Origin of the sequence: Neobacillus sp. 114, assembly GCF_030127045.1 — a bacterium.
Classification (GTDB): domain Bacteria; phylum Bacillota; class Bacilli; order Bacillales; family Cytobacillaceae; genus Neobacillus; species Neobacillus rhizophilus.
In genome coordinates this window covers 2,408,272-2,434,031 of sequence record NZ_CP126144.1, presented here as the reverse complement: position 1 = coordinate 2,434,031, position 25,760 = coordinate 2,408,272, and the positions used below count along the sequence as shown (strand labels likewise).

General features: G+C 39.6%; 18 protein-coding genes. 1 reads left to right on the top strand and 17 read right to left on the bottom strand.

Features of this window, described 5'->3' with window-relative positions:
* Positions 1-625 precede the first annotated feature (625 nt).
* Positions 626-4,231 carry a bifunctional 2',3'-cyclic-nucleotide 2'-phosphodiesterase/3'-nucleotidase gene (locus QNN06_RS12060; RefSeq protein WP_284037637.1) on the bottom strand — a complete coding sequence of 1,202 codons (3,606 nt, stop codon included), beginning with the start codon at positions 4,229-4,231 and terminating at the stop codon, positions 626-628.
* 218 nt (positions 4,232-4,449) lie between these two features.
* Here QNN06_RS12060 and QNN06_RS12055 point away from each other — a divergent pair, with 218 nt between their 5' ends.
* Positions 4,450-4,650: a hypothetical protein gene (locus tag QNN06_RS12055; RefSeq protein ID WP_213116144.1), complete on the top strand. Its 201-nt coding sequence runs from the start codon at positions 4,450-4,452 to the stop codon at positions 4,648-4,650.
* Positions 4,651-4,715: 65 nt separating this feature from the next.
* Here QNN06_RS12055 and QNN06_RS12050 read toward each other — a convergent pair whose 3' ends face one another.
* The 16 genes from QNN06_RS12050 to QNN06_RS11975 all read right to left on the bottom strand — a co-directional run bounded on the left by QNN06_RS12050 (position 4,716) and on the right by QNN06_RS11975 (position 25,699).
* Complete coding sequence (locus QNN06_RS12050) at positions 4,716-5,288, bottom strand: hypothetical protein (protein WP_213116145.1); 573 nt, start codon at positions 5,286-5,288, stop codon at positions 4,716-4,718.
* Between the two features lie 235 nt (positions 5,289-5,523).
* On the bottom strand, positions 5,524-6,081 hold the full coding sequence (locus QNN06_RS12045; RefSeq protein ID WP_261363775.1) for an MMPL family transporter: 558 nt from the start codon (positions 6,079-6,081) through the stop codon (positions 5,524-5,526).
* Between the two features lie 135 nt (positions 6,082-6,216).
* Positions 6,217-6,843: a fumarylacetoacetate hydrolase family protein gene (locus QNN06_RS12040; RefSeq protein WP_213116146.1), complete on the bottom strand. Its 627-nt coding sequence runs from the start codon at positions 6,841-6,843 to the stop codon at positions 6,217-6,219.
* 98 nt (positions 6,844-6,941) lie between these two features.
* The gene (locus tag QNN06_RS12035) at positions 6,942-8,483 is read right to left on the bottom strand and encodes a bifunctional GNAT family N-acetyltransferase/carbon-nitrogen hydrolase family protein (RefSeq protein WP_213116147.1); all 1,542 of its coding nucleotides are present in this window, start codon (positions 8,481-8,483) and stop codon (positions 6,942-6,944) included.
* 186 nt (positions 8,484-8,669) lie between these two features.
* A complete protein-coding gene (locus tag QNN06_RS12030) occupies positions 8,670-9,503 on the bottom strand; it encodes a sugar phosphate isomerase/epimerase family protein (RefSeq protein WP_284037636.1) in 834 nt (277 codons plus the stop codon).
* Positions 9,504-9,568: 65 nt separating this feature from the next.
* Positions 9,569-10,885 carry a multi antimicrobial extrusion protein MatE gene (locus QNN06_RS12025; protein ID WP_213116149.1) on the bottom strand — a complete coding sequence of 439 codons (1,317 nt, stop codon included), beginning with the start codon at positions 10,883-10,885 and terminating at the stop codon, positions 9,569-9,571.
* An 80-nt stretch (positions 10,886-10,965) separates the two neighbouring features.
* Positions 10,966-12,543 carry a response regulator gene (locus tag QNN06_RS12020; RefSeq protein ID WP_213116150.1) on the bottom strand — a complete coding sequence of 526 codons (1,578 nt, stop codon included), beginning with the start codon at positions 12,541-12,543 and terminating at the stop codon, positions 10,966-10,968.
* The gene (locus tag QNN06_RS12015; RefSeq protein WP_213116151.1) at positions 12,543-14,360 is read right to left on the bottom strand and encodes a sensor histidine kinase; all 1,818 of its coding nucleotides are present in this window, start codon (positions 14,358-14,360) and stop codon (positions 12,543-12,545) included. Before QNN06_RS12015 ends, QNN06_RS12020 begins: the two co-directional genes overlap by 1 nt.
* A 149-nt stretch (positions 14,361-14,509) precedes the next feature.
* Positions 14,510-15,628, bottom strand: coding sequence for a glycoside hydrolase family 88/105 protein (locus QNN06_RS12010; RefSeq protein WP_213116152.1), 1,119 nt, complete (start codon positions 15,626-15,628; stop codon positions 14,510-14,512).
* A gap of 20 nt (positions 15,629-15,648) precedes the next feature.
* Positions 15,649-16,806, bottom strand: coding sequence for an oligogalacturonate lyase family protein (locus QNN06_RS12005; RefSeq protein ID WP_213116153.1), 1,158 nt, complete (start codon positions 16,804-16,806; stop codon positions 15,649-15,651).
* Between the two features lie 70 nt (positions 16,807-16,876).
* Positions 16,877-18,220 (bottom strand): ABC transporter substrate-binding protein, encoded by a 1,344-nt coding sequence (locus QNN06_RS12000; protein ID WP_284037635.1) that lies wholly within the window; start codon positions 18,218-18,220, stop codon positions 16,877-16,879.
* Positions 18,221-18,270: 50 nt separating this feature from the next.
* Complete coding sequence (locus tag QNN06_RS11995; protein ID WP_213116155.1) at positions 18,271-19,107, bottom strand: carbohydrate ABC transporter permease; 837 nt, start codon at positions 19,105-19,107, stop codon at positions 18,271-18,273.
* On the bottom strand, positions 19,107-20,054 hold the full coding sequence (locus QNN06_RS11990; protein ID WP_213116156.1) for a carbohydrate ABC transporter permease: 948 nt from the start codon (positions 20,052-20,054) through the stop codon (positions 19,107-19,109). The genes QNN06_RS11995 and QNN06_RS11990 overlap by 1 nt, the downstream gene beginning before the upstream one ends.
* Positions 20,055-20,259: 205 nt before the next feature.
* Positions 20,260-22,872, bottom strand: a complete 2,613-nt coding sequence (locus tag QNN06_RS11985) for an Ig-like domain-containing protein (protein WP_284037634.1) — start codon at positions 22,870-22,872, stop codon at positions 20,260-20,262.
* Between the two features lie 100 nt (positions 22,873-22,972).
* Positions 22,973-24,328, bottom strand: a complete 1,356-nt coding sequence (locus tag QNN06_RS11980; protein ID WP_284037633.1) for a glycoside hydrolase family 28 protein — start codon at positions 24,326-24,328, stop codon at positions 22,973-22,975.
* A gap of 639 nt (positions 24,329-24,967) precedes the next feature.
* Positions 24,968-25,699 carry a rhamnogalacturonan acetylesterase gene (locus QNN06_RS11975; RefSeq protein WP_284037920.1) on the bottom strand — a complete coding sequence of 244 codons (732 nt, stop codon included), beginning with the start codon at positions 25,697-25,699 and terminating at the stop codon, positions 24,968-24,970.
* Positions 25,700-25,760: the final 61 nt, after the last annotated feature.

Here is a 25,760-nt window from a genome sequence, read left to right as displayed (position 1 = left end):
CCACACAATTAAATCAAGCACTGGAACACTGGATTCCTGTCTCAAATATCAATCATTCAACCCAATCATTATTGTGAAAATAATCCATCCCCTTGTAGTCATCGCCATGCATAATAGGTAAGTTAATATATAGAAGAGTATAAATAATCGTAGTTAAATAGATAGATAAAAAGATAGTTTCCATTCCAAACACCTCATTAGTCTTTAAAAATTATAGATTAAAACTATTTGTAGGATGAAATTTTAATTCCGATTTATGTACTAATTCGATTTTATAATAATCAGCAGAATCAACTTCTTTTATTTCGCAAAAACCCGAAGTGTACTCATAAAGGAGAATATATTTTTTATTATTATAAAGAACGTTTTGATTTAACATTAATACAAATTCCCCCTTAATCAATCATTGTTACTCATTTTATTTTATAAGCGTTTTATTAAATATGATTAATTTAATGTAAAGTTCTATCAAGTAATTTCCACAGCATCCTACTATTTCCCTGAATATAGGAAAGGAAATGGAAGTATTTAGTTACATTTCTGTTGAGCCTTCAGGATTGAACAACAGTCAAAAAAAGCTTGGTTTAGGAGCTGCTAAACCAAGACTTTTTTGAGTTTGTTCATTTTATTGTGCAATAGCCAATGGAATTAATTGTTTAATGCGCTCTTCCGCTTTATATTCAAATGGTTTCGGAAGTGTTTTTACAAAGTTAACAGTCCCCTGAAGATCTTCCGGGCCAACCTCTAAGTCTGTAGCAAGGTCTTGAATACCATATTTGACATTACCGTACATATAGTTGTTAACAACCACTGTATATTCTTTATTTTTGTCAATCCTTGAACCATCAGGCAAGAAGATGTCAGCTACTTTACCTGTTTTTCCATCCCATGTGTACTTAAAACCTGCAACATGAAAATCTAACCTGTATGTTTGTGTCCCATCTGTCTCAGTAAACGGAGTAATTTGGTTATTTAGAACAGTTTCCAAATCTGAACCGCTAAGCTTTACTTTATTTAACACATTCCCGAAGGGCTGGATAGTGAAAAGGTCGCCAAACGTTACTGTCCCCGCATCAAGATTTGCACGGACACCGCCGCCATTCATTAAGGCAAAGTCCGCATTCATTTCGGCCTTCATTCCATCCGCAATCAAGTTTCCAAGTGCAAAATCACCTGTTACTGCACTAGGATAAGCTTTGTCTAGAATTGTTTTAGACTCTCCAACAACTTCTGCTTTAATTGGAGCGATCTTTTCCTCATACTTCTGCATGATCGCAGATACCTCTGGGTCCGGTTGGTAATCTTTTTGGAATACCGTTACAATCTCTGCTTTCTTGTCCACAATGTCCCCGGTTACTGGGTCAAGTTCAAGATCGACATCGGAAAAAGCAGAGCCATATGAATAAGCCTGGACGATAAGCTTGTTATCTACTACTTTATTAACCCCGACATGGTTATGAGCAGCAAAAATAACGTCTACTTCATCATCGATATTTTCAGCAATTTTTGAAGCATCATAGGAATCTGAACTACCTGTCTGTGTTGTTGGATTATGTGCCAGAACGACGATCGCTTTGATACCTTGCTTCTCTAATTCAGCAGCATATTTGTTGATGGCTTCTGCTTCATCGGTGATTTGAAGATTTTCGTTTCCTTTAGTAACAATCATATTAGGTGTTTCTTGCGTCACAACACCTATAAACCCAATCTTTTTGCCGCCAATTTCTTTTATTGCATAAGGTTCGGTAATTAATTTTCCGGTTGAATTATCATACACGTTCGCTGCTACTACCGGGAAATCCATTCCTTTATAACCAGGACTACCTTTTGGATGGTCGCCGCCATGGATCATGCGCTGTAATTCTGCGATTCCTTCATCGAATTCATGATTCCCTAGTGTACCAACATCAAAATGCATCGCATTCATCACTTCAACAGTCGGCTCATCTTGGAAAAGAGCGGAGATGAGCGGGCTGCCGCCAATCATATCACCAGCATGAACTAAAAGAGTATTAGGGTTTGTTGCTTTACGAACTTTCATCGCCGCAGCTGTGTACTTCATATTCCCAGCTAGCTCTGTTCCAACTTTTGTACTGGTATCAAGCTGCCCATGTAAGTCGTTTAAGCCTAGTAATTGTACTTTTATCGGACTAAGATTTAATTTGAAGATTCCAAAACCCTTGTCGTCTGTTTTGTTTGTATAAGTGATATTGCTGCCTTGGTTTATATAGCCTTCTGCATTAGGAGATGTTGTAAACGTAACATTTACATCCCCATCGATTGGAGCAATCGACCAATTGTTATCAGCAGTAGGCGTGATCTCTTTCATTTCAGAGATATAATCCATTAGAATTTGACGGCTCTCATCCGCAGAGTCGACTACTAGTTCACTCCCTTTTAGACCAGGGAAGTTTCCGCCGCCACCTGCGCGGTAGTTGTTTGTCACAACAATAAAGTCTTGATTTGGATCCACTGGTTGGCCGTTATAAGTCAAATTAATAACACGGCTTGAATCTGGATTAATCAGTTTACCAGCTGAATCGTACTTAGCAGGTTTTGTAATATCAAATTGATAGTGTACACCATCAATGACATCAAAGTTAAAACCTGGGAACGTCGAGTTTAAAAGTTGTTGCTCGTCCGTTTTTGCAGGATCAATCTGATTGAATTTCCCAGCCGACATTTCAACCCATTCTTTAACTACTGAGCCTTTTACCTTTATCGCCTTTAACGTGTTGTCATAAAGGTATAAATCACTAGCGCTACGGATGGTTAAATCCCCTTTATTAATTTCAGTGTATTCTGCCGGCCCATTGCCACCAGCCTTGAATGGAGCCCCCGCAGAAAGGATTGGAATGTCTTTATATTCTGGTTTACTTTGGGCGATGTATTTTTCGACATACCATTTTTGAGCATTTGTCACGACTTGAATAGAAGGATCATCCTGAACTAATGAAAAGTAACTGTGGATATCATCAGTCGTTTTACCGATTGGTGTATTTACATAGTTAACGGTCGCCTCGTGATCGGCTTTCAACAGATTGGTAATAGTTGGATCGGGCTCCACAGTGCTCTCTGTTTTCGTCTTACCAGTAGCAGGATCCTTTACATCCTTATAGGTCTCACGGGTGGAGGATTGCGAATTAACTACAGACCATTTGCCTTTTTCTTTCTTCAGCTGAAGATCGATTAGTCCTAAAGAACCACCGCCGTAACCTGCTTGTACTGCAGGAACGCCATTAATGGTTCCCTTTGCGTTATCCACTCCCGGTAAAGGTTTTTTGTCAGCACCTAAAAACGAACTGTCAAGAGCTGCTTCCGTTTTAGCAGGGAACAACTTATGAGTATGAGAAAAAGTAATAGCGTCTATGCCAGGTACTTCACTTAACGAATAAATCACATTTTCCGTACTTGCCTTATCACTGCTAAATCCAGAATGCGCCAAAGCGATGACGATATCAGCACCTTGTTCTCTCATCTGTGGGACGAACTTTTTTGCCGTTTCAACAATATTTTTGGTGATGACATTTCCATCAAGATTAGATTGATCCCAATCATTAATTTGCGGCGGAACAAAACCGATATATCCAATTTTTATCACATGCGTTTTACCACTCTCATCGATTACCTTTTTATTGACAATGCGATATGGAGTATATTTATTAATATCATTTTCTGGATTTTGATCATGATCATCAATATATACATTTGCATTTATAACGGGAAAGTTGGCATCATCATATACTTCATCTAGAAAGTCTAAGCCATAATTGAATTCATGGTTTCCGAGTGTAGCCATATCGTAACCCATTTTGTTCATGGCTTTAATGGCAGGATGTAGTTCACCTTCAATTATTGGTTCAATTTTTGCTTTATAAGTTCCAAGAGGAGTACCTTGGATTAAGTCTCCATTGTCTACTAAAATACTATTTTTTACTTCTTGTCTTGCTTGTTTTACGAGTGTTGAAGTCTTAGCCAATCCAACCTTCTCATAAGGGCCATCCTTAAAATAATCATAGGCTAATAGATTTGTATGAATATCAGTCGTTTCCATGAGACGTAAATTTACAAGGTCTTTATTGGATTGCTTTGCTAGAACGTTTACTGGTATGTTTTTATTTTGTAATTCTGCTGCATTTACTTGTGTGGAAAGCAGTGGTACTGTCATAATCGTTATAGCTAAGGAAGCTGAAAGAATATTTTTCGGCCTAAGAATGTTTCTTTTTTTCATTCTAATTCACCTTTCTTGTGAAAGTAGTTTTTTGAAAGCAGATTTTACTAGAACTTCTGCTGTTAGTAGTTTAACAAGATAATGTTTAATTCTTGTATTCATTCTGTTAAAGTAGTGTAAATTTGCGCTGTTTACAAATTTTTTACATTTGATTTATAGGGTTTTATTCATTTTTGGCAAATTCTATACATAAGAAACCTAAAAGGGGGAATTCGTTTATGAAACGTAAAAGAACCTATTTTATGATTGAAGATTTGGTGTTTGAAGTTGAGAAACCGGAAATTCCGGTAAAACATATAAAAAAAACACAGGTTAAAATCGAAAATGAGGAATATAAAGAATTACGAAAAGAATTCAATGAAGATGTTTATCATATTGTAAAGACACCTGATGGGTGGGTAATTTCAGAAAAAGAGTAACATAAGTTATTTTTTTCCATATACAAAAAAACCTAGATAATTCATCATTATCTAGGTACCCTTTCTTAGAGAATATCTCGTTTCAAAGGATTTTTAAGCAGTTTAATTTCTCCATTTGGTTTAGGAAATTCACTAATGTTTTCATATTTTTCGTCCCTATTTGGATTGGTTGAATCTTCAATCACATATTCCTTAAACGAACAGCTAAATAGTTTACGCGCGATTCTTCCTTTTTCACCAATTAGGTTGAACCAGCTTTGCCTAACATAAAAAGGGTTTGTTAATATTCTATCAATAATAAAAGAAATGCTTTCCTTTTCTTCCTCTGATGTAAATTTTACTTTTGAAGAAAGGGCTAAGATAAAATAGTTTTTCTCCTTATCTACTTCTAGTAATTGAAGATGGTACCTCTCACGCTGCTTTTCATTGAAATCCTTTAAGACCGTTTCGATACTTTTATCAATATCTATTTCAAATTTACCCGCGTCTCTCCAGCACGATACTCGTGGATCAAATAAAGACAGTGTTAGTATATAATATGCTGCATAGTTTTTGTGATCAAATACTTCATTGCGTTTTTTTTCATCTTCCGGTACTACAATAAATTTTTTATAGTCTGCAAAAAAATGATCCATCATATCATACACCTTCTCTCAAACCTTAATAGAATGGTTGAAAACAGTTTTTCTCCTTATCTTTCAACATATCTTTTATATTTCTTTTTTAAAACTTAAATTCCTGCTTATTATTACATAAATCCACATTAATCATGGTTTTTACTAAAAAAGTCCTATCACCTGATCAAAAAATGTCGTAATAATGGTTACAAAATGATCCCGATAGCATTTGCCATCGGGATCCTCTACCTACTTATTAGATTACTTTTTCCTCCAGGCTTAATTCATCTTCCCTTTTACGAGAAAATAAATGGGCAAGGGCCTCTGGCAGGGCAATCATCGCTGGCAAGAAGACAGGAAGCAGAATAAAGCATAGGACGACGAGACCTGTGATGACGGCAATTGCCAATTCACCCAACAGGATAATTCCGGATGGCATTAGTGTAGCAAAGGTGCCGCCGAGTATAATTACTGCCGAAATAATGACTCCACCTGTATTTCTGGAAGCCAAAACGATTGCCTCTTTTGGTGACAGATGTTGATATTCCTTATAGCGCATCATTAAGAATATACTGTAGTCCACACCTAAGGCTACAATGATGATGAAAGAGAAGAATGGAACAAAGGAAGAAATACCAGCATATCCCAACCAATCTATGAAAATATAGTTAATGATGAACATCGCAGTATAATATGCTCCTAAAAGGGACGCAGTGATAAAAACTGGTGTCCAGAACGAACGTATGACTAAGAATAAGACTAGTAATACTCCGATAATAACGATCGCGGTTGCTTTGTTCAAATCACGGCTCAATATATCGTACAAGCTAAATCTATTGTACGGTGATATTTCAATAGGTAGCAAGACAAGAATAGTCCTAGTCCATACGTAGGCTTAAAAAACTGTCAAAAAAGGCCCAAAGGTATTCCTTAGAGCCTGTTAAGTAATTTAATTTAGTTTTATAATACTTTCACCTAGAACCGAAGTTCCCCAAAGTAATGATAAATGATCCTTGTCCCTAACTGGTCCAACCCCTTCAGGAGTACCCGTAAAGATTAGATCCCCTTCCCCTAATCCAAAGTTTAGGGCAATGAAATCAATTATGGTCTGCAAATCAAAGATCATATTTTTTATGTTCCCATGCTGTACCTTTTTACCATTTATAAGAAGAGAAAATTCGGTCTTCTTCATTTCTTCTATCCCAGGAAAGGAGATGAATTTGCTCACAATAGCTGAGTTTGGAAATCCTTTTGCCAATAGCCATGGCTGGCCTTTTTTCTTGAGTTCACTTTGAACATCCCGTAAGGTAAAATCGATGCCAATGGCCATACTATTGACTATTTCCTCTACTCTAATCCCTTTTTCATATGATTTTCCTATCCTTATTACTATTTCTGTTTCAAAATGGATAGAACCTCGATTTCCAGGCAGTAAAATTTCCTCACCAACAGGTTCCACCAAGGCATGAGTAGGTTTGGAAAAAATAATCGGAGAAGTCGGCACTTCATTTTGCAGCTCCTTAGCATGCTCAGCGTAGTTTCGACCGACGCAGTAGATATTAGAGATCTTATTCATGACAATCCCTCGTTTTATAGTAAAAATTAAAACTTACTCTTAAAGTTGACATGGCATTATTCATCACCCGTAGTAGTATGCACCTTTAAATTTATTTTTTAAGATAAGCCATTCCATTCTATTCGATACAAATCATGTCTCCGGTCACGTAATTGTCGCATCGAACCGGAATTCCGAGAGCGTCTCAGTTTCTCAAGGTCAACGTCGCCAACAACGACGGTATCAACGTTAGCATCACATTCCCCGACAATCCCGTCCCTTGCGAACTCAAAATCGGCTGGCGAGAAAATTCCAGATTGAGCATATTGAATATCCATGTTTTCTACATGTGTTAAATTGCCCACAGTTCCGGCAATACAAGTATAAACTTGGTTTTCAATCGCACGGGCCTGGGCACAGTAGCGTACGCGAAGATAGCTTTGCCGATCTTCTGCACTGAATGGGACAAAAATAATATTAGCACCCTGTTCAACTGCAATTCGTGAGAGTTCAGGAAACTCGATGTCATAGGATACCTGAATTGCAATTTTTCCACAATCTGTATCAAATACATTGATCTCATTTCCTTCAGCGATTCCCCACCACTTTTTCTCGTTAGGTGTCACATGAAGCTTCGATTGTTTTTCAATTGTGCCGTCCCGGCGGAAAAGAAAGCCGACATTGTAAATATCTCCATCTTCTTCGATAAAATGAGTTCCGCCGACTATATTGATGTTATATCTTACAGCAAGCTGCGTAAACAGTTCTATATATTGATCTGTAAAGGTCGCCAGTCGCCTTACTGCCCGGTCTGGCCGTTTTTCTTCAAGATAGGACATCAATTGGGTTGTGAATATTTCTGGAAACACCGCAAAATCGGAACCAAAATCGGCGGCTACGTCCACATAATATTGCACTTGTGTACTGAAATCTTCATAAGAGTCAATTTTCTTCATCATATATTGGACGACGCAAATTCTAACGGGGAATGATGTACGATAAATACGCTTAGATTTGGGCCGATAATCGACATTATTCCATTCCATCAAAGTGGCCATTGAATCAGACGCTTTGTCGTCTGGGAGGTAGCTCGTATTTATCCGTTTAATTTTAAATCCTTGCAGAAGCTGAAAGGATAACACAGGATCATAAATATTGTGCTTCTCCACTTCTTCCACATATTCCCTTGCTGTCATTTCATCCTTGTATTTGTGATAATTTGGGATTCGTCCGCCAATAATGATGCTTTCTAGATTTAAACGAACGGCTAGCTCCTTTCGCGCCTCATAAAGACGGTGACCTAATTTCATGCGCCGATATTCGGGATCGACCATCACTTCAATTCCATATAAATTAAGTCCACTTGGGTCGTGATTAGTGATATACCCATGGTCTGTAATGGTATCCCAGGTGTGCTGGTCGTCGTATTCGTCAAAATTGACGATAAGGCTTGAACAGGACCCTACGATTTTGCCCTCATATTCCACACAAATTTGACCTTCAGGGAAAATTCGAATATGGCTAAGCAGTTGCTCCCGCTTCCATGGGTCCATGTTGGGGAAGCAAACTCTACCAAGCGCAATAATTTCATCTATGTCTTCAATAAAGATGTTGCGAATCTCAATTTTCTTCTCGTATTTCGACATATCTGTCTCTGACATGGTTTTCACACCCCTGCTCTCAAAGTAAAGCTATGAAGTTCCATAAAAAAATCCTTATCTTAAATTGCATTTTTGATTTAGGATGCCCTTATTTCAAAGTCAAATTCAAGTACACAGAAAAAGCTAAACAAATATGGTGTCATTCCCACCATTTAGTCAGCTTCTTTTTCCTTCATTATTAATTTTCTATTTTTCGTATATCCGTCTCAAATAGAGGATACTTTCATCAATAAAAGGTTCCTTAGTTCCTTCAATCAGAATATTGATATATAGTTTTTTGAGCTTTAATAAGTTAAACAACTTATCGTAATGTAACAACCCCTGTCCTACTGGCACTTGTTTCAAAGAGTTGCCCTCAATGATAAAGTCTTTGGCATGGAAAATAACGATCCTGTCTCCCAACAAAGCAAATGCTTCTTCAAATATCTCATCCTGCTGTAAATAGTTATCAATGGTTAAGAGATTCACAGGATCAAAAATAATTTGTAAATTATGCGAGTCAATCATATCTAAAAGACGCTTCAAGGTTTGGACAGAATAGACAGGATGATTTACTCCCGCCTCAACCCCCACAATGACACCAAATTTTTCTGCCTCTTTTACGAGTTCTGAGACAGTTTCAACTACCTCCATAAAAGGCTTTTCTTTAAAGTTTTCTTTAGTGTAAACAATCTCTGCGTTGACATTGCCCGTTTCTGTCCCGACGATGCTGCAGCCAAAATCCCTTGCAAATCGGATATGTTCTTTAAAACGGGCAAGGCCTTTTTTTCTCTCTGTTAAATCTGGATGAATCATATTAAAATAACAACCTAAGACGGCAAGCTGAATTCCCCTGGCAGAAAAAGCTCTACCGGCATGGCGGGCAAGGCCTGGAGATAGACTGCCTAATTCTGGATAAAGGAATGGCAATGACTTGCTTAATGCCAACTGAGCACAACTCAACCCTTTATCCGCTATTTTTGTCACCAGTTCTTCTAATGAATTTGCTTCGATGTCATGGGCCCGAATCCCTAAATTCATACTAATCCACCTCTTTCGTTCTATAGCCAAACACTGTCTTCAAAAATGTTAACGTGAACAATTCTCTAAACTACTTTCTGTCCCTCTATTTGCTTTCCCTTTCCTCTGCGGGTAACGACGAAGGAAACAGCCAATAGACCGATGATTTCGCCTGTGGAAGCTGCAATGGCTCCTGCCTTGCCATTCAACCCTGGATACCAATACACCAATGGAATAATCATCAGGATAACAGCGATCATATTAAAAATTTGCGGTTTCAAAAGAGATTTTGTGCTCTTTTGGAGCATAAGAATCCCGCCAAAATAATCAACCCACGGGAAGACCATGGTCTTAAAGATAAAGAATTTTAATACATCGAGGCTTTCGGCCGCCAATTTCGTTTCCGCCCCTAATACCGTGCCCATAAACCAAGGGCCGGCGCTAGTGAAACTAAGACTAGCCAAAAAGACAGATGGAACAATACTGAAAACAATCACACATCTTAAAACTGTCTGTTTGTTATGTTCATAAAATTGCAGAACAATTTGGTGTGTGTACATAAAAAAACTGAGAATCAGGTTAGTAATGCTAAAAGCCAATGCAAAGGAGGCAATCCCTAAATGAACATCCTGAATTTTGCCAAGAAACGCATAAATCATCGGAATTAAGATGGTCTGAAAGGACAAATAAAAAACCAACGGAAAATAAAAGGCAGAAATGTCTTTTTGCCTTAGGGCAGTATCAGGTTCCTTGACGTACCCTTTCATAATGGAATTCCCGCGCCAGACACTGATGAAGCACTCGATTCCCATTCCTGTCAAAAAAATCATTGCACCTGCAGCGCTCGTATTGGCCTGATTGGATAAAATTAAAAAAGCTGCAATAGCAAACATGCATACTAATCGAATAATGACTCCAATCGTTAACCATTTAGTTTCTAGCTTATTAATGATGACCCCCTGATATAAGCAACGGAGTCCGGAAAATAAAATGACCCCTGAAAGGACAAGAAAGGTTAACTTCAAGGATGACATTGATTCAGCTTCCGCATTAAACCCGTACCTAAACACTAAATTTCCAATCGGTGTAAGACCAATGATGGCACAAAGGGCTGTAATAATGAGAGAGACCTTTATAAAAAAGGCAGCAATTTTGTTAAAGGAAGCTTGCCCTTTTGCCAAAGCGGAGCTCGTTTGCCTAAACGCCAAGACCGGCCGTTCGAGAATTCCAAATAGTGAAAAGGCAATAGCATAATTTGCAATAATGACTTCCGCATGATCTGCTCTACTCAATGTTCCATTAATAATCACATGAGAAATGGATGTTAGGCTTGCAGAAACGGCCAATGGAATAAAAAATATAAGGATTCGTACAAAGCTAGAATCCTTAAAGATCTGAGGCAATGTAATTTCACTACTCCTTTCATTATATTTCGGTAATTACAGAGTCATTTATTTTTATCCGGATAGCACGAATTATATGCCTACTTTAGTTTTTTGAATTCAATTGGGGAGTACCCCGTGTATTTTTTAAAACTGCTGCTAAAATATTGGGGATTGGAATACCCTATCTTTTCCGCCACCTCATAAGTCTTTAAATCTGTTTGTTGAAAAAGCTCCATCGCTCTCTTCATCCTCGTTTCAAGGAGGAAATCGCCAAAGTTAAAGCCCTTTTCCACTTTGAAGAGGTTACTAAGATAGGCTGAACTGACATGAACCTCTTCGGATACCGTTTGAAGATTTAGATTAGCCACATGATAGTGTTCACGAATGAAATCAATGGCTTTATCAACGAGCGAGTGCTTTTGATTGGTATTGATCCTTTTGAGAAACTCAGATAAATCTACTGCAATGATTTTAATCTCTAAAAAAATTTCATCGATCGTCTGCATGTTTACTACTTTGCTTTCGGCATTCTCAAATCTTGAATAATCCCAGGTCTTCGCGATTTTGGATGATTCATGGAAAATTAAACTGATGATCCTGATAGCAAGCAGGGTCACTTCCTGTAAGGATGCTTTATTATTTGTTAAACGTTCCTTTGTTAGGTCCAATAGTTCCGTAACTTTTTCCGGAAGCCCCAGTGAAATATATTGGAAAAGATCCTCTTCTATGGCTAGCTGGGCAACCACCTCGTTACAATCGGAAGATTCAATATCATCGATGGAAAAAGCTTGATTGATACCAATCAAGTGGCGGAATTCCATCGCTTTAACTGCTTCTTGATACGAGCAGGAAAGGCCTGAAAGTTCATCATATACTCTCCCTCTCGTAACCGTAATGGTCGTATTAAACGTTTCCTTTATGGTCGAGAGGAGTTCACTTGTCACATTGGAAATAAAATGAATAAAATTATCAACCAATTGATTTGAACCAAAAAGAAACATGGTAAAATGATTGGATTCATCGTTCAAGACGCAGCCATCCATGTTGAAGAGATTGAGCATGCTTTTACAGTGATCCATCATATGTTCTTTCATCGTTTCCAAATTTGACTGAGGGCCAAAATCTGTTTGGTCCATTTTGACATATAGAGCTGTAATGGGTGACCCACTATGCTCTATTCCTACTAAACTCAACTCTTTGTAAATCTCTTCATCTGTTACCTTGTTAAGTCTTAGTTTTTTTAGAAACTGCTGTTGGATATAATGTTGGCTTTCGTTAAGATGGTTTTCTGTTCGTCTCTGAAAATCAAAATCAGCCGTTGCTTGTTTTAGCTTATCTAGTAGTTCACTAGTTTCTACAGGCTTTAGCAAGTAATCATATGCCCTTAATCGTATAGCTTCATGTGCATATTTAAAATCTTCATATCCCGTCAACAAGATGACTTTTATTTTTGGATTAAACTCCCTGATCGCCTTTGTCATTTCAAGACCATCCATAAACGGCATTTGGATATCGGATATGACAATATGAGGTTCTGTGGCCTCAATGATTTCTAAACCTTGTTCACCGTCTCCAGCAACACCCACCAGTTCAAACCCATGCTCAGTCCAAGGAATCACACTGGATAACCCCTTGCGGATAATTCGGTCGTCATCAACTATTACTACCTTATACATTAGTTAACTTCTCCCTTCGTCTTAGGAATCCTGACAATGGACCTTGTCCCTGCCCCCAGCTCGCTTTCAATAGTTAACCCGTAGGCCTCCCCGAAGTGCATCTGGATTCTTTCATGAACACTTCTAAGACCAATGCCAATAATCGCGGAAGTTCTACTTTTGTTTGAAAGTTCATCCCTAATGGCAGTTAATTTTTCGGTGTCGATACCTGAACCATTGTCGATCACTTCAAGGAATATAATATCCTCATTTTCATACCCTTTTACCGTAATCTTCCCTTTGCCTCTTTTTTGCTTGACTCCATGATAGATGGCATTTTCAATCAGAGGCTGCAGGGTAAGTTTAACAATTCTATATTGTAATAGATTAGAATCGACATTTATTTCATAGGAGAAATTATCTCCATATCTCATTTCCTGTATAATCAGATAATTTTGGATGTGAGCAATTTCTTCCTCCAAACTGATAATTTCTTTCCCCCTGCTAATACTAATTCGAAAAAAGTTGGACAGAGCTGTTATCATGCTGCTAGCTTCCTGATTCATTCCCATATCAGACAAGCCCTTTATGGAATAAAGGGTATTATATAAAAAGTGGGGATTAATTTGGGCGTGCATAATTGAGAATTCTAGATGCCGCTTTTCGTCCTGTTCAAGCCGTATTTGGTCTAATAGACTATTGATTTTAACCATTAAATCATCCAATGCCGTTCCTAAGATTCCAATTTCTCGAGGGCCATTGTGAGAGAAAGCCAATTGTAGATTTTTCTCATTGATGAGTTTTGTTTGTGATACTAGAGCAGAGACCGGATTTGTTATGTATTTTGAGAAAAAGTTGGCTATTAAGATGGCTATTCCAGTTAAAATGAGAATGACAACAACCGTTACAATTTTAATATAATTGACTTTCTTTAAAATCTCATCTGTGGGGAAAACAGCCGCCACTTTCCACTTATTGACACCCATCGTATCATAAATGATCGTCATCTTCTTCCCATCTGTATTTTGAAACTCATATCGGCCTCTTTCTTCCTTTAACGATTGCAAATGATTTAATTCTTTTGAATTCAAGCTGTATTCCTTTGCCACTGCTTTGGAATTGAAGGCTCCTTCAGGGCTTACTAGGGTGAGGTAACCATGGTCCCCAATCAAAGATTTATTTAAAACGTTTTCAAAAAATTCTTTTCTTAAATTAAAGAGTAAAATACCATTCGCTTTCGAGTTGCCATTACCGATCAACTTAAAAACGCTTACTACTTCTGAATCACTGGCAAAAATATCATCGGGATGCTCATTATGCCAATAAAACCCTTCCTTGCTGCCTTGATAAAGTTCTCCATATTTTTTATATGGAAATTGATTGAATTTCATCCGGAAATCGCTTCGATATAACGTAAACTTTCCATTTTGCATATCCACCAGAATAGAATCAATAATCGAGTTAAAGTTCAAATGAATCACTTTTAGCGAATTGTTTATTTTAATATAATCCTCAGGCATTACTTCTGAAGATTCTGAGTTAATCAAATCCAGTGTCTTCGGATCATTAGAGAAGGCAACCAGCTGTTCAAATATATCATATAATCTATTTTCCAAATAAGCCTTCGTCTGAAATACTGTATCATCGACACTTTTATAGGCGTTTTCCTCGAGCTGGGTTACAGCCAGTTGGTAGGAAATCCAGCCCGTAAATGCGATAAAAAAAATGATGACTGGCAGAAATAACGAAATAATCGTGGATCGAAGGGAGAATAGAAAATACTTTTTTATAAATGCGACAAGTTTGTTTCTCATAGGTAAACTAGGAAGCGTTTTCATATCTGCACCCTCCTCTCCATTCCTTTTATACTAAATCCTATTATAAAATACAATATTTTACTAAACTAGTAAATGGGTCTTCCCACGCATCCAAAAACTTCCTAGATGACACAGCTAGAACCCATAACAAAATTATGGGTTCCCTGCGCTTATTTAATGATATTGACAAGTGCCATGCTTGCTAAAATAAAGGCACCAACACCATGAAGATCATTTTCAGACACTGGACGAGAAACATAGTAGTCATACACACCTGCAGAAGTTCCGATACAAATTCCTTTCATCGTTAATAAATCACCATCGACTTCAATCATTTTGTTTAATAATCCTTGGTATCCTTTGACAGCAGCTTCAAGGTATTCTTTACCGACATACCCCTCTTCAACTGCTCTGGCAATGGTATAAATGAATAAGCTGGAGCAGGAGGATTCGAGCCAGTTATCCTCTTTGCTACCTTTATCTACAATTTGATACCATAATCCAGTCTTTTCATCCTGATAGTTTACAAGGCTTTTAATTAGGCTATGCAAGGATTCTATCAATTCTTCTCTTCCGCTATGTTCCTCTGAAAGATGATCGAGGATATCAATTAAAGCGGTGCCATACCAGCCAACCGACCGTCCCCAGAACTCGGGAGAGCAGCCTGTTTCTAGGTTTGCCCAAGGCATCTTTCTGCTTTCATCGTAGGCATGATAAAGGAGTCCGGTTTTTTCATCCTTCATATTTTTCCGCATCAGTTTTTCCTGATATAAAACCATGTCATCTAACCCTTGTTCGTTAAAGGCATTTTGGTACATTAAAGCAAACGGACCTGCCATATACAAACCATCCAGCCACATTTGATAAGGGTATTTGTCCTTATGCCAGAATCCGCCTTCTTTAGTTTTGTTCAATGTATAATATAGATATCTTAACTTATCGGCAGCTTTTTTATAGCGTTGATCCTTTGTCTCATCCAACAAAGGATATAATAATATCCCTACTTGAATCGAATCCAGCTGATCCCGCTCGAATAGAAAATTGCCCTCTTCGTCCAGAAGATTATCTAAATAGCTCTTTAGATAATCAAAATACTCCTGATTCTGCGTCTTTTCCCAAACACGCTGCATCCCGTAAAGATAAACTCCCTGGTGATAGTGCCACACATTGGCAGGCGGCAGTTCTTCCGGAGTAAATGTTCTCATCAGTGTTTTTGACGCCTTCTCAGCCATTGCAAGAGCAAGTTCTGCTGTTACATCAGTTGTTTTTGTCTCTGAATAACTCTTCATGCTTGTACCTCCTGTTAATCCTATGGATTTAAAATGTCAACTAAATAAAGATTTGTCGTACCTTCACGGTCGGAAGTGAATAAGATTTTTTCATTATCCCAGCTGAAGGTTGGATGGCAATGTGTTTGCTGGGTATTCCAGCTTGTCATATGGGTACATAGCGTCTCAATGGAAGCTTCTTCTCTTTCAATGTTGATTAACACTAGGTCCTCTACTTCATCCCCAACCAATAAGGTATTTTCCCTATTACTGTGATAATGGTTGCAGTAATAAGGCAAATCAACGGTCCGGAGAATGGTACCATTCTTGTCTGCCAGGCCAATAAAGGGAACTTGATCGGTTTCTACTTTTTCGACGGTAGCCTGGGTTTTATGTACTGTAATAGTTCCATCGTGGCCTTTTCGGCGATTGTCAAAAAATATCTTTCCATCTGTCGTCCAAAATTCATGACCGATACAATCATCTTCTCCTTGGCGGTAAACAGGCTGCACACTTCTGCTTGTGAGATCAATCAGCCACATCCTTTGGTGTACAAGGTTCCACGGCCCTTCATGACAAAACATCCCAACACTGCTGTCTGTCGGACAAAACTGAAAATGCCCCAGCCAATGGGTATCTTCAAAGACATCGATTACCTTTGAGCCATCGAGGCTTATGAGGGTAATCCAGCCCTTTTTTGTAGCAAACATCGTTTCTTTGAACCCTTTGTAGTTAGCTCCCCGAGGAATAGGAACCCGTTCATTCCTGGCCAAACCGATATACTTTTTATCTGGTGAAATATGTGGATGGCCGAGGTGAACATCGTTTCTCTCTTCATAAATAACTTGGATTTCCGATGTTCTTGTATTTAGTTTTTTTATCACCTTTCCCGTAACATAAACAACTAACTCGCTGTCCGGTGTTTTCGTGTGGCTGCCGGGCTCAATCCCATCTATTTCATCCGTTAATTGAACAATGAGCCCTGAATTCAAATCCATTTTAAATAGATTATAGATTCTCGGAGTCTTGGAAGAACGGTCAGAAAGGAAGTAAATCTCCTCGTCTCCTAGCGTGAAAGAATTATCTGTAAAATAAAAATGATAATTGTTAGAGCCATCAGATGTTAGCTGCAAAACAGTCTTGCCAGTCTTCTCATCTACGTATTCTTTGATTTCAGAGGGAAACTCTTTACCTATCAACCTATTCACCACCTTAGAAGAGGTAAAGCCGTCTCGAAAGTAAGTTTCTAGACGGCTTTATTTTTATTGTTTATTTCTTGAAATGCTCATCATATTTCTTCTGAGCATCTTCAATTGCTTTTGCCCACTCATTTAAGAATTCTTCTACTGTCATTTTTCCGCTCATTACAGCCTGTGTTCCAGGGTCCACGACAGTATCAAGAATCGATCTGTACTCAGGAAGATAGAACGGCGGCTCGTAAAGGATTGTTTCCTTGTCATCATAGACTTTAAATGCTGTTTGAATATGTGGAGAATCTTTTACCCAAGATTCACTTAAGACATCAGAGTTGGTAGGAATCTGTCCAACCTGTTGATTCCAGTAAGATTGGCTTTCTTTTGAGTTCAGGAATGCTGCCAGTTTCCATGCTGCATCAGGGTGCTTGGTTGTTTTAAAGACACTGATTCCGATTGTGTTACCACCTTCTGCCACATACTTGCCATCAGCAGTTTTTGGAAGTGGAATCGCTTGGAACTGGTCTGGCTGTAATGCCTCTTTATGCTCACCAAAAGAACCAATGTTATGCTGAACCATAGCAACAGCACCTGTATCGAAGCCAGCAATCATTTCCTTATAACCGTTGGTAATATCACTTTGCGGAGTATTTTGCTTATAGAGTGCAAAATACTTTTTCAAGAATTCAACATGCTTTTTGTTGTTGATGGTACTTTTGCCATCCTTGATGTAGTCCTTTTCCCCAGAGTATGCATACATTAAACGTTGTAATTGGAATGATCCGCCAGCGCCGCCGCGGATAGTATAACCATAGCGGTTGTTTGCTTTGTCAGTTTGCTGCTGGGCTGCTGTGAAGAACTCATCCCAAGTCTCAGGAATTTTAGTTCCCTTTTCCTTAAACCAGTCAGGGCGCACCCATAAGATGTCAAGATTTTGGGTATAAGGAACCCCGTATAATTTGTGGTCGACAACGATTTCCTTGTTAAAAGCTACCGCGCCTTTATTAATCTTGCCTTTTTCATCCCATTTATCAAAATAAGAATCAAGTGGCAGCAATGCTTCACGGAGCGCAAATTCAGGAAGCCAGCTTGTTTGAACACTGCCCACGTCAGGTGTGTCTTCTGCAGCAATCGATGCATCGTACTTTGCTTTGGCAGAATCCTTTGGCAGCCCGACATATTCCACGTCAATGTTAGGGTTTTTCTCTTCAAATCGTTTAATTAACTCTTCCCAGATTGGTGTACGCTGCGGCCCGGCATTTTCATCCCAGAACGTTAACGTAACTTTTTCATTTGGATCTTCTTTCTTTTCCTTTGTATTGGCTTCTTTACTGCTGCCGGAGTCGGAACTGCAGCCTGCTAACAGTAACGATGCAGCCATTGAAGTAGCGGCAACCGTTTTGAAAAACTTTGTGTACACAAAAATCCCCCTTAACATATTGTTATATAATTTTAATATTAAACCCTAGATTAGCCTTTGACAGCCCCACCCATGCCATTGACCAAATGCTTTTGCGCATAGGCGAACAAAATGACTGCCGGAATTAAAGCGATTACACTTCCAGCTGCTAAAGCACCATAGTTGATATTGAATTCACCCATCATGTAACTGAGGCCGACTGGCAGCGTGAACTTGCCCTGCTGGTTTGTCAGCATTAAAGCAATCAAGAATTCATTCCATGTGTAAATGAAGGTAAACACACTTGTGGCAACAATCCCAGGAACCAACAGTGGGAAGATGACATAGCGGATGGCCTGCAGCTTATTGCATCCGTCAACCATTGCTGCTTCCTCAAGCTCTCGTGGGACATTTGAAATAAAACCATTCATTAATACAGTCGTAAATGGAATTTCAACCGCCGCATAGGTAATTATTAAGGAAAGCGGGTTACTGATTAAGCCTAAAAATTTAAAGATAATAAACAGCGGGATAATGAGCATGGACCTTGGAATAAACTGCGTGCATAGAAGCATCAGCAGAAATGCCCGTTTTCCCTTGAATTTGTATCTACTTAATGCATAACCAGATAGTGTTGATAGAATTAAGACAATAAAAACTGTGCAAACACCTACTAGTAAACTATTTTTAAAGTAAGTGGAAAAACCAACATTTGTCCAGGCTGTCACAAAGTTATCGATGGTCGGGGACGCTGGTACATATCCAAGCGGGCGTTTGATGATATCTCCTTCATGCTTAAAAGCTGTATTGATGGTCCAGTATAACGGAAAGAGAGTAAAGATGAGCATCACCAGAAGCGGGAGATTGAATGTTAGCAGCCGGTCAACTCTTTTCTTTGTTTTGATCATTAGTTACCCTCCCTATCATATCTTGTAATGCGTAAATAAATGATGGCAAAGACTAGCAATATAGCAAAGACTACAACAGTTAGCGCCGATCCATAGCCAAAATTCGATCCGTGTACTGCCTGTTCTGCAATGTACATCGTCAAGGTGGTGGTACTGTGTGCCGGACCTCCCCCTGTCAGGTTGAATAGAAGGTCCACGTTATTAAATTCCCAAATTACACGAAGTAAAGTTGTCAAGACAATAGTATTTTTCAATGACGGCAATGTCACATATAAGAACGTTTTCACCCTATTAGCACCATCTACCTTTGCCGCCTCATACAGTTCTTCCGGAATACTTTGAAGTGAAGCGAGTAAAGTAATGGCAAAGAAAGGAATCCCTCTCCACAACTCTGCAATAACGACCGATATAAAGGCACTAGTGCTACCAGCCAGCCATGCTTTGCTTTCACTGATAATGCCTAATCTCATAAAAAGATCATTGATGACACCCATATGCTCGTTAAACATGAGAGACCACATGACAGAGGCTAACACACCCGAGATTGCCCACGGAATAAAGGCAGCTGATCTTACCATTCCTCTAAATTTAAATTTTTGATTGAGAAGAAGTGCTGCTGTTAAGCCAAAGATTAGCTGTAAGCCTACCTCTGAAACCACCCATTTTAAAGTGGTGAGCAAACTTGGAAAAAATAATTTATCCTCGGTAAAAATCTTCTTGAAATTGTCTAGCCCAGCAAAAGCGTTATAGAACGGTGCTGAGATATCATAGTGCTGAAGACTATAGTAAAATACTGTCCCGATAGGATAGAACAAAAATGTTACAATCATTAATGTAGAGGGGAGTATAAACAAATAAGGAATCCATTTATCTATTTTGAATTTTTTCAATGGTTTCTTTTTCTCTGTAGAAACAGCTGGTACTTCCAACTCTTGCCTTAGGTTCATTGTATGGATCCTCCTTTCTTGTATTTTATTGTAATCGAAACCGCTTACATGAAGAATTCAATATCTTTAGGAGATTGTTAGATATTTTTAGATGTTTATAGTTTTTTAGAATTCGTTTTCTTTTAGAAATACAGCAAAGATGGAAATTCTTTTATCAAAGGTCAATCAAAAAGGCAGCTCCAATTAGCTGCCTTTTCATCACTATTTATTGTTTCTTGTTAAGACCCGGCGGCATTTGTTTAACATGGATAGCAAGCTTGGCCTCCAATCCATGGTACGTAACGGAAACATTCGTCTTGCCTTTCTCATTTGCTTGAAGATGACCAGTTCTGTCCACTTCTGCAATGGAGTTATTTCCACTAGTAAACTGAGCACCGGAAGATAATGTTTTTTCAGAGCCATCAAAGAATGTGGCTTTGACTACAAGGTTCGCTGACTCGCCTTCTCTTAGAGTGGCAGGTCCTACTACCCTAATCGACACAGGATCTGCTGGAAGTGCCCCGACGAACCCTTTATCAACTCCTGCTTTATTTAGCAAACTATCAGGAGCTATCCGAAGAAAATTGCCATACACAATATTGCCATCGAAGTCTCTATCAAACTTTTCTGGAATATTGAGGCTGACAAAGTCTTTTTCAGTTACAGTGGTTCCCTCGCTGTTTGCTGTTTTTACCCCATCATAGAAGAAGTTCGTCAGATCACAATTACCGGAAATAAAATCTTTAACAGCACCGGAAGCAGTTCGGACCGAAAGGTTGTTTTTAAAAGTGCCCTGCTCTTGTGCAGTGAAGTATGGATTGATTCTGAACACATAGTTAAAGCGTTTATTGTTGAAGGCAGTATTGTTCTCGACAATCATCTTGCCCGGATTAAAATTGTCGGTAAATCCGTCCATGTTATTGTCAAAGGATATATTATTTCGGACAATATGATCCACCGGCAAGCCTTCCCCGCCAAGCTTAAACCCATTGCCGGCATGGCCATCTTTATTGTAGCCATTGCTCAGTTTACCGTTTGAATAGGCAATGTTTCCTTCCAGTGTTATCGGCATATTGGCGCCTTCATTCGTGCGGTTGTATAAATCCCAGCCATCATCAATATTGTGATGGGCGATGTTTCCTCTAAAGACATTTCCAACCCCAACACCCAGTTTGGCCGCAAATCCATCTGCATTTTCATCAGAAAGGTCGCGATTATCATGCGATTCGCAGTTTAAAATCAAATTGTACTTAGGCCAGAAATCAGGATTGGACCCGCTGCCGCTGATTTGCAGGCCGGTATCTCCGTTATAGTTGAACAGCATTTGCTCGACCACGTTGTGGTCACCGCTGACTCTCATTCCACTTGATACAGCCTTCGTAATCTGGATACCAAACAAGCGCCAGTAATCTCCATTTAACTGCAGGACGCTGCCAAGTTTCCCTTGTCCGTCGATCACGACTTTTTCACCATTGTAGGCCATTAATGTTTTGATTTTATCTTTGCTGCCGCTATATTCCTTCTTAATGTTAATGATCGAAGCAGGAGTATAGGTTCCTTCGCGCATATAAATGGTTTCACCAGGGATGACGAATTTGATCGCAGTTTCTAAATCTACTGGGTCATCTATTGTCCCTTTAGCCAAACTAGTTCCGTTTGGCGATACATACAGACCGGCTCCGTTTGTGTATATTTTCTTCGTTACTGTGATGTTTTTGGTGATTGGTGATGTTGAAGGTCCTTCACTTGGAGTATAGGTAACAGTAAAATCAGTGGTGTCTTGGTCCAAAGTTGTATTATACGAATAGACCTCGTCTTTTTGAACTTCAGCAGCACTTACTATTTCTTTACCGGCTTTTTTAATTGTTACGGTACCTTTATAATTTGCCATTGCTTTAAAGTCATAATGTTCTGAACCAGACTCAAGTGCAGAAACGATATTAATAGCTGGATTGGCGGGTACAGGTTCAGCAGGAGGTGTAGGCACAGTATGGGCCTCACTCAGAGTCAACTTTGCATTCTGAATGGTCATTTTAGCATTTCTGGCCGCATAAAAACCAACATACATGTTATCCTTATCCATCACTTGGACAAAGTCTGCGCCTTTTACTCTTTGTTCAAATGTTTTTTGCTCAGCCAAATGGGTAAAAGTAGCAGACATGATAAATTCAGTGTCCGTCCTCTCCAGCCTTACCTTTACAGGTGTTCCATTGGGGAGTTTATACTGTGAATCCGTTGTAAAAGGAGAGGCTTTTAATTGGCTTCCGAGATTCCCCCATGGATAAACGACACCTGTCCTGTAAATAGGGGCTACACCATTCCGCATCATACCGACTCCAAAAATATTGGAGGCAGCAGGAACCTCTTCATAGCCAAGGATCATCGGGTCTTGGCGCGGTGCACCGATCGTGTCCCTCACCATAATTCCGGCACTTTCTTGACCATTGGGTCCAGCCCCTGTCTCAGGTCCAAATTGCTCAATAGTCATGTCCGCTTCCAGGACAAAGTTATCAAGGTTAGGATTAAGCTTTGTAAAATAGTAGGTCAGCCCATCGTGTCCTGGCGCTAACTTGCCTCCCCTGCTCTCCAAGGTAATTTTGCCCTCAATCGTGCCCGGTTTTTCCGGCGCTGCATAGTTTGTTCCTATCTTTTCAGGCAGCACATTCGCGGCAAAGTTTAAATCGGTCGATTGTCCAAAGGTTACGCTTTGCCATACTAGATTCTCTTTGTTGGAAGCCTGCTGTTCAGTTCCTGTTTCTTCCGCAAACGCGGCCGGAATACTGCTGCAAACCATAAGTAAGGTAAGACCAATACTCCGGAATTTTGATAGTGCGGTCAATATGTTCACTCCCTTTTTACTATTTAATAGTCTTATAGAATACCACCTAAAGAAGATGTGTCTTGCCTACCCATTTGGCTAGGCATGAAAAGATAATTGTCTAAACATTGGCAACATCCTTAAATACAAAAAGCGGGTCGCTTGTAAGAGCATTTTTGGATTTGCATCCGGTTATTTCTACATCCTTACCGTTTTCCACATAGAAAGCTGGTCCTTCATGATTGCTGACTGTTACCCTGTGGAACCGAATATTCGAAACATTGCAGCAATAAAAACCCCTTTGTTTCATTGGCTCGAGTTCCGCCATCATCGCTGGCATTCCTGGTTCAGCTTCTTCAGCCATTGAAACAGAAACATTATCAAACGTAATATCTTCTAGATACATTTCAGCGAGACCATAAAGGAAACCAGCTGCGGCACTTACGTCACGGGCTGTAATATTGGAAAAATGAATTCTTCTAAACACCGGTGTTTCCTTTGTAATCGGGTAAGGATTTTTATCCCATACATATTTCTCCTCGCCGCGTGGACCCCAGAAGTAATATAGATTGGCAATGAAAGGACAGATTACCCCCTTCATGACAATATTGTTGATTCGAACATCCTCAATCACTCCGCCCCGGCCCCTTCTTGACTTCAGACGGATCCCGCGGTCTGTTCCCTCAAATATACAATTGCTTACTGTGACATTCCGGATATCTCCACTCATCTCACTGCCAAATACGATACCGCCATGGCCATGAATCATCGTACAATTGGTAATGGTAATATTCTCACAAGGTACCCGCTCCGCTGTTTCCTCTGTACCTGCCTTTATGGCAATACAATCATCGCCAACGTCAATATGGCAATCAGAAATACGGACGTTTCGGCAGGATTCCGGATTAATCCCATCCGTATTAGGAGAGTCGCTTGGATTTTGAATCCGAATATTGTGGATGGTGACATCTTCACAGCAAAGTGGATGAACGGTCCAGCTTGGAGAGTTCATCAGTTTCACTCCAGAAATCAGGACATTTTTACAATGGTCGAAGCCAATCAGTTTCGGCCTTGGGAATTGATTTTCCTTTTTCCGAAACAGGCTCCACCAAAAATGTCCGCTGCCATCCAACGTGCCACGACCGGTTACCGAAATATTTTCACTATTTTCAGCATAAATACAAGAGGTGTAGACTTGCCTCGATACACCTTCCCAGCGGGAATCGACGACTGGGTAATCTGTTTCATCAGGGCTGAACACTAAAATGGAGCCTGCCTCTAAATATAGATGAACATTGCTTCTTAAAATGACTACTCCCGTCAAGAATCGTCCAGCGGGCACATAAACAGTCCCGCCGCCCGCTTTTGCACATGCTTCAGTTGCCAATGAAATTGCTGTGGTATTAATCGTTTTTCCATCGCTGATCGCGCCATATTGTTTGATATCATAAATACTTGATGTCCCAATGGTAAACATTTTTTTCCTTCCTTTACATAAGTTGCAGTCGTATCGTATCTATCCTGGTGCATTTTATTTAAAGATGTTCTCATAAACATTGGATTCGGGCACCCATACCCTTTATTAGTTACCTTGCCGGCGGCTTTTCCTTGAGTTCGGGCATCCATTCCCTTTATTGGTTACCTTGCCGGCGGCTTTTCCTTGGGTTCGGGCATCCATTCCCTTTATTGGTTACCTTGCCGACGAGTTTTCCTTGGCTTCAGGCATTCATACCCTTTATTGGTTACCCTACCGGCGGGTTTCCCTTGGGTTCGGGCATCCATACCCTTTATTGGTTACCTTAACGGCGGGTTTTCTTTGGGTTCGGGCATCCATACTCTTTATTGGTTACCCTACCGGCGGGATTTCCTTGGGTTTGGGCACTCATTCCCTTTATTGGTTACCTAGCCAACGGGTTTTCCTTGGGTTCAGGCACCCATCCCCTTTATTGGTTACCTTGCCGGCTGTTTTTTCCTTAGGCCGGGCACCCATACCCCTTATTGGTTACCCTCCGGCGGCTTTTCCTTGAGTTTGGGCATCCATACCCTTTATTAGTTACCGTTTGAAAAATCCCCCCAGGCGTTCGGTTGTACATATCAGTAAATTATCAAAAAGTACCTATTTTAAAATGTGATTACGCAGAGGCACTAAATGAGATTCCTTGATGCCCTCAAGGACAAGCTCGGCTATCTGTTCTGCACCAGCCTCTTGAAAATGTGTATTATCCTGCACACCATTTGGATAGTTCACATTTTCGCCTGGATCTAGCAATAGAAAAATATCCTTAGTCCCTTCTGGCCCAAGCTCCTGGAATAACGCCTTGCTTTTAGCAGTAAGGTCAATAACAGGTACATTTTCTTCCTGACCAATCTCCTTCATCGCAGCAGGGTATTCACCATGGGAATCACGGGCCATCCCGTCTGCCGTAAAACTACGGCGCTCTACTGGAGTCACAAGGACGGGTTTAGCTCCTTTTGCCCTAGCACCATCAATGTACTGCTTTAAGTAGCTTTTATAAGTGGTATACGGTTCTGTATAACGAGTCGGATCCTCCATCTTCTCGTCGTTATGTCCAAATTGAATGAAAAGGTAATCCCCCTTTTCAATTTGATTTAAGATGGAATCGAGTCTCCCTTCATCGATAAAGCTTTTTGAGCTTCTCCCTGAGGAGGCCTCATTTTTGACGACAATTTTATCATCGAAAAATCGATTAAACACCTGTCCCCAGCCAGCCCTTGGCGCTAACGAATCGGCATAGTTAGAAACTGTTGAATCGCCCGCGAGATAAACAGTGATCCGGTTCTTGTGGATGTTACCATCACTAGCAGCTTTAGATGGGTAATTTTCCATAAAAGTACTACCTACTAATAAAAACAAGATTACCAATAACATCCTTTCTTTTAGTTTTTTT

Excerpts from the sequence above, each read along its gene's own strand:
- QNN06_RS12060 (WP_284037637.1), bottom strand. The coding sequence starts at position 4,231 with ATGAAAAAAAGAAACATTCTTAGGCCGAAAAATATTCTTTCAGCTTCC.
- QNN06_RS12055 (WP_213116144.1), top strand. The coding sequence starts at position 4,450 with ATGAAACGTAAAAGAACCTATTTTATGATTGAAGATTTGGTGTTTGAA.
- QNN06_RS12050 (WP_213116145.1), bottom strand. The coding sequence starts at position 5,288 with ATGATGGATCATTTTTTTGCAGACTATAAAAAATTTATTGTAGTACCG.
- QNN06_RS12040 (WP_213116146.1), bottom strand. The coding sequence starts at position 6,843 with ATGAATAAGATCTCTAATATCTACTGCGTCGGTCGAAACTACGCTGAG.
- QNN06_RS12035 (WP_213116147.1), bottom strand. The coding sequence starts at position 8,483 with ATGTCAGAGACAGATATGTCGAAATACGAGAAGAAAATTGAGATTCGC.
- QNN06_RS12030 (WP_284037636.1), bottom strand. The coding sequence starts at position 9,503 with ATGAATTTAGGGATTCGGGCCCATGACATCGAAGCAAATTCATTAGAA.
- QNN06_RS12020 (WP_213116150.1), bottom strand. The coding sequence starts at position 12,543 with ATGTATAAGGTAGTAATAGTTGATGACGACCGAATTATCCGCAAGGGG.
- QNN06_RS12015 (WP_213116151.1), bottom strand. The coding sequence starts at position 14,360 with ATGAAAACGCTTCCTAGTTTACCTATGAGAAACAAACTTGTCGCATTT.
- QNN06_RS12010 (WP_213116152.1), bottom strand. The coding sequence starts at position 15,628 with ATGAAGAGTTATTCAGAGACAAAAACAACTGATGTAACAGCAGAACTT.
- QNN06_RS11995 (WP_213116155.1), bottom strand. The coding sequence starts at position 19,107 with ATGATCAAAACAAAGAAAAGAGTTGACCGGCTGCTAACATTCAATCTC.
- QNN06_RS11990 (WP_213116156.1), bottom strand. The coding sequence starts at position 20,054 with ATGAACCTAAGGCAAGAGTTGGAAGTACCAGCTGTTTCTACAGAGAAA.
- QNN06_RS11980 (WP_284037633.1), bottom strand. The coding sequence starts at position 24,328 with ATGTTTACCATTGGGACATCAAGTATTTATGATATCAAACAATATGGC.
- QNN06_RS11975 (WP_284037920.1), bottom strand. The coding sequence starts at position 25,699 with ATGGAAAATTACCCATCTAAAGCTGCTAGTGATGGTAACATCCACAAG.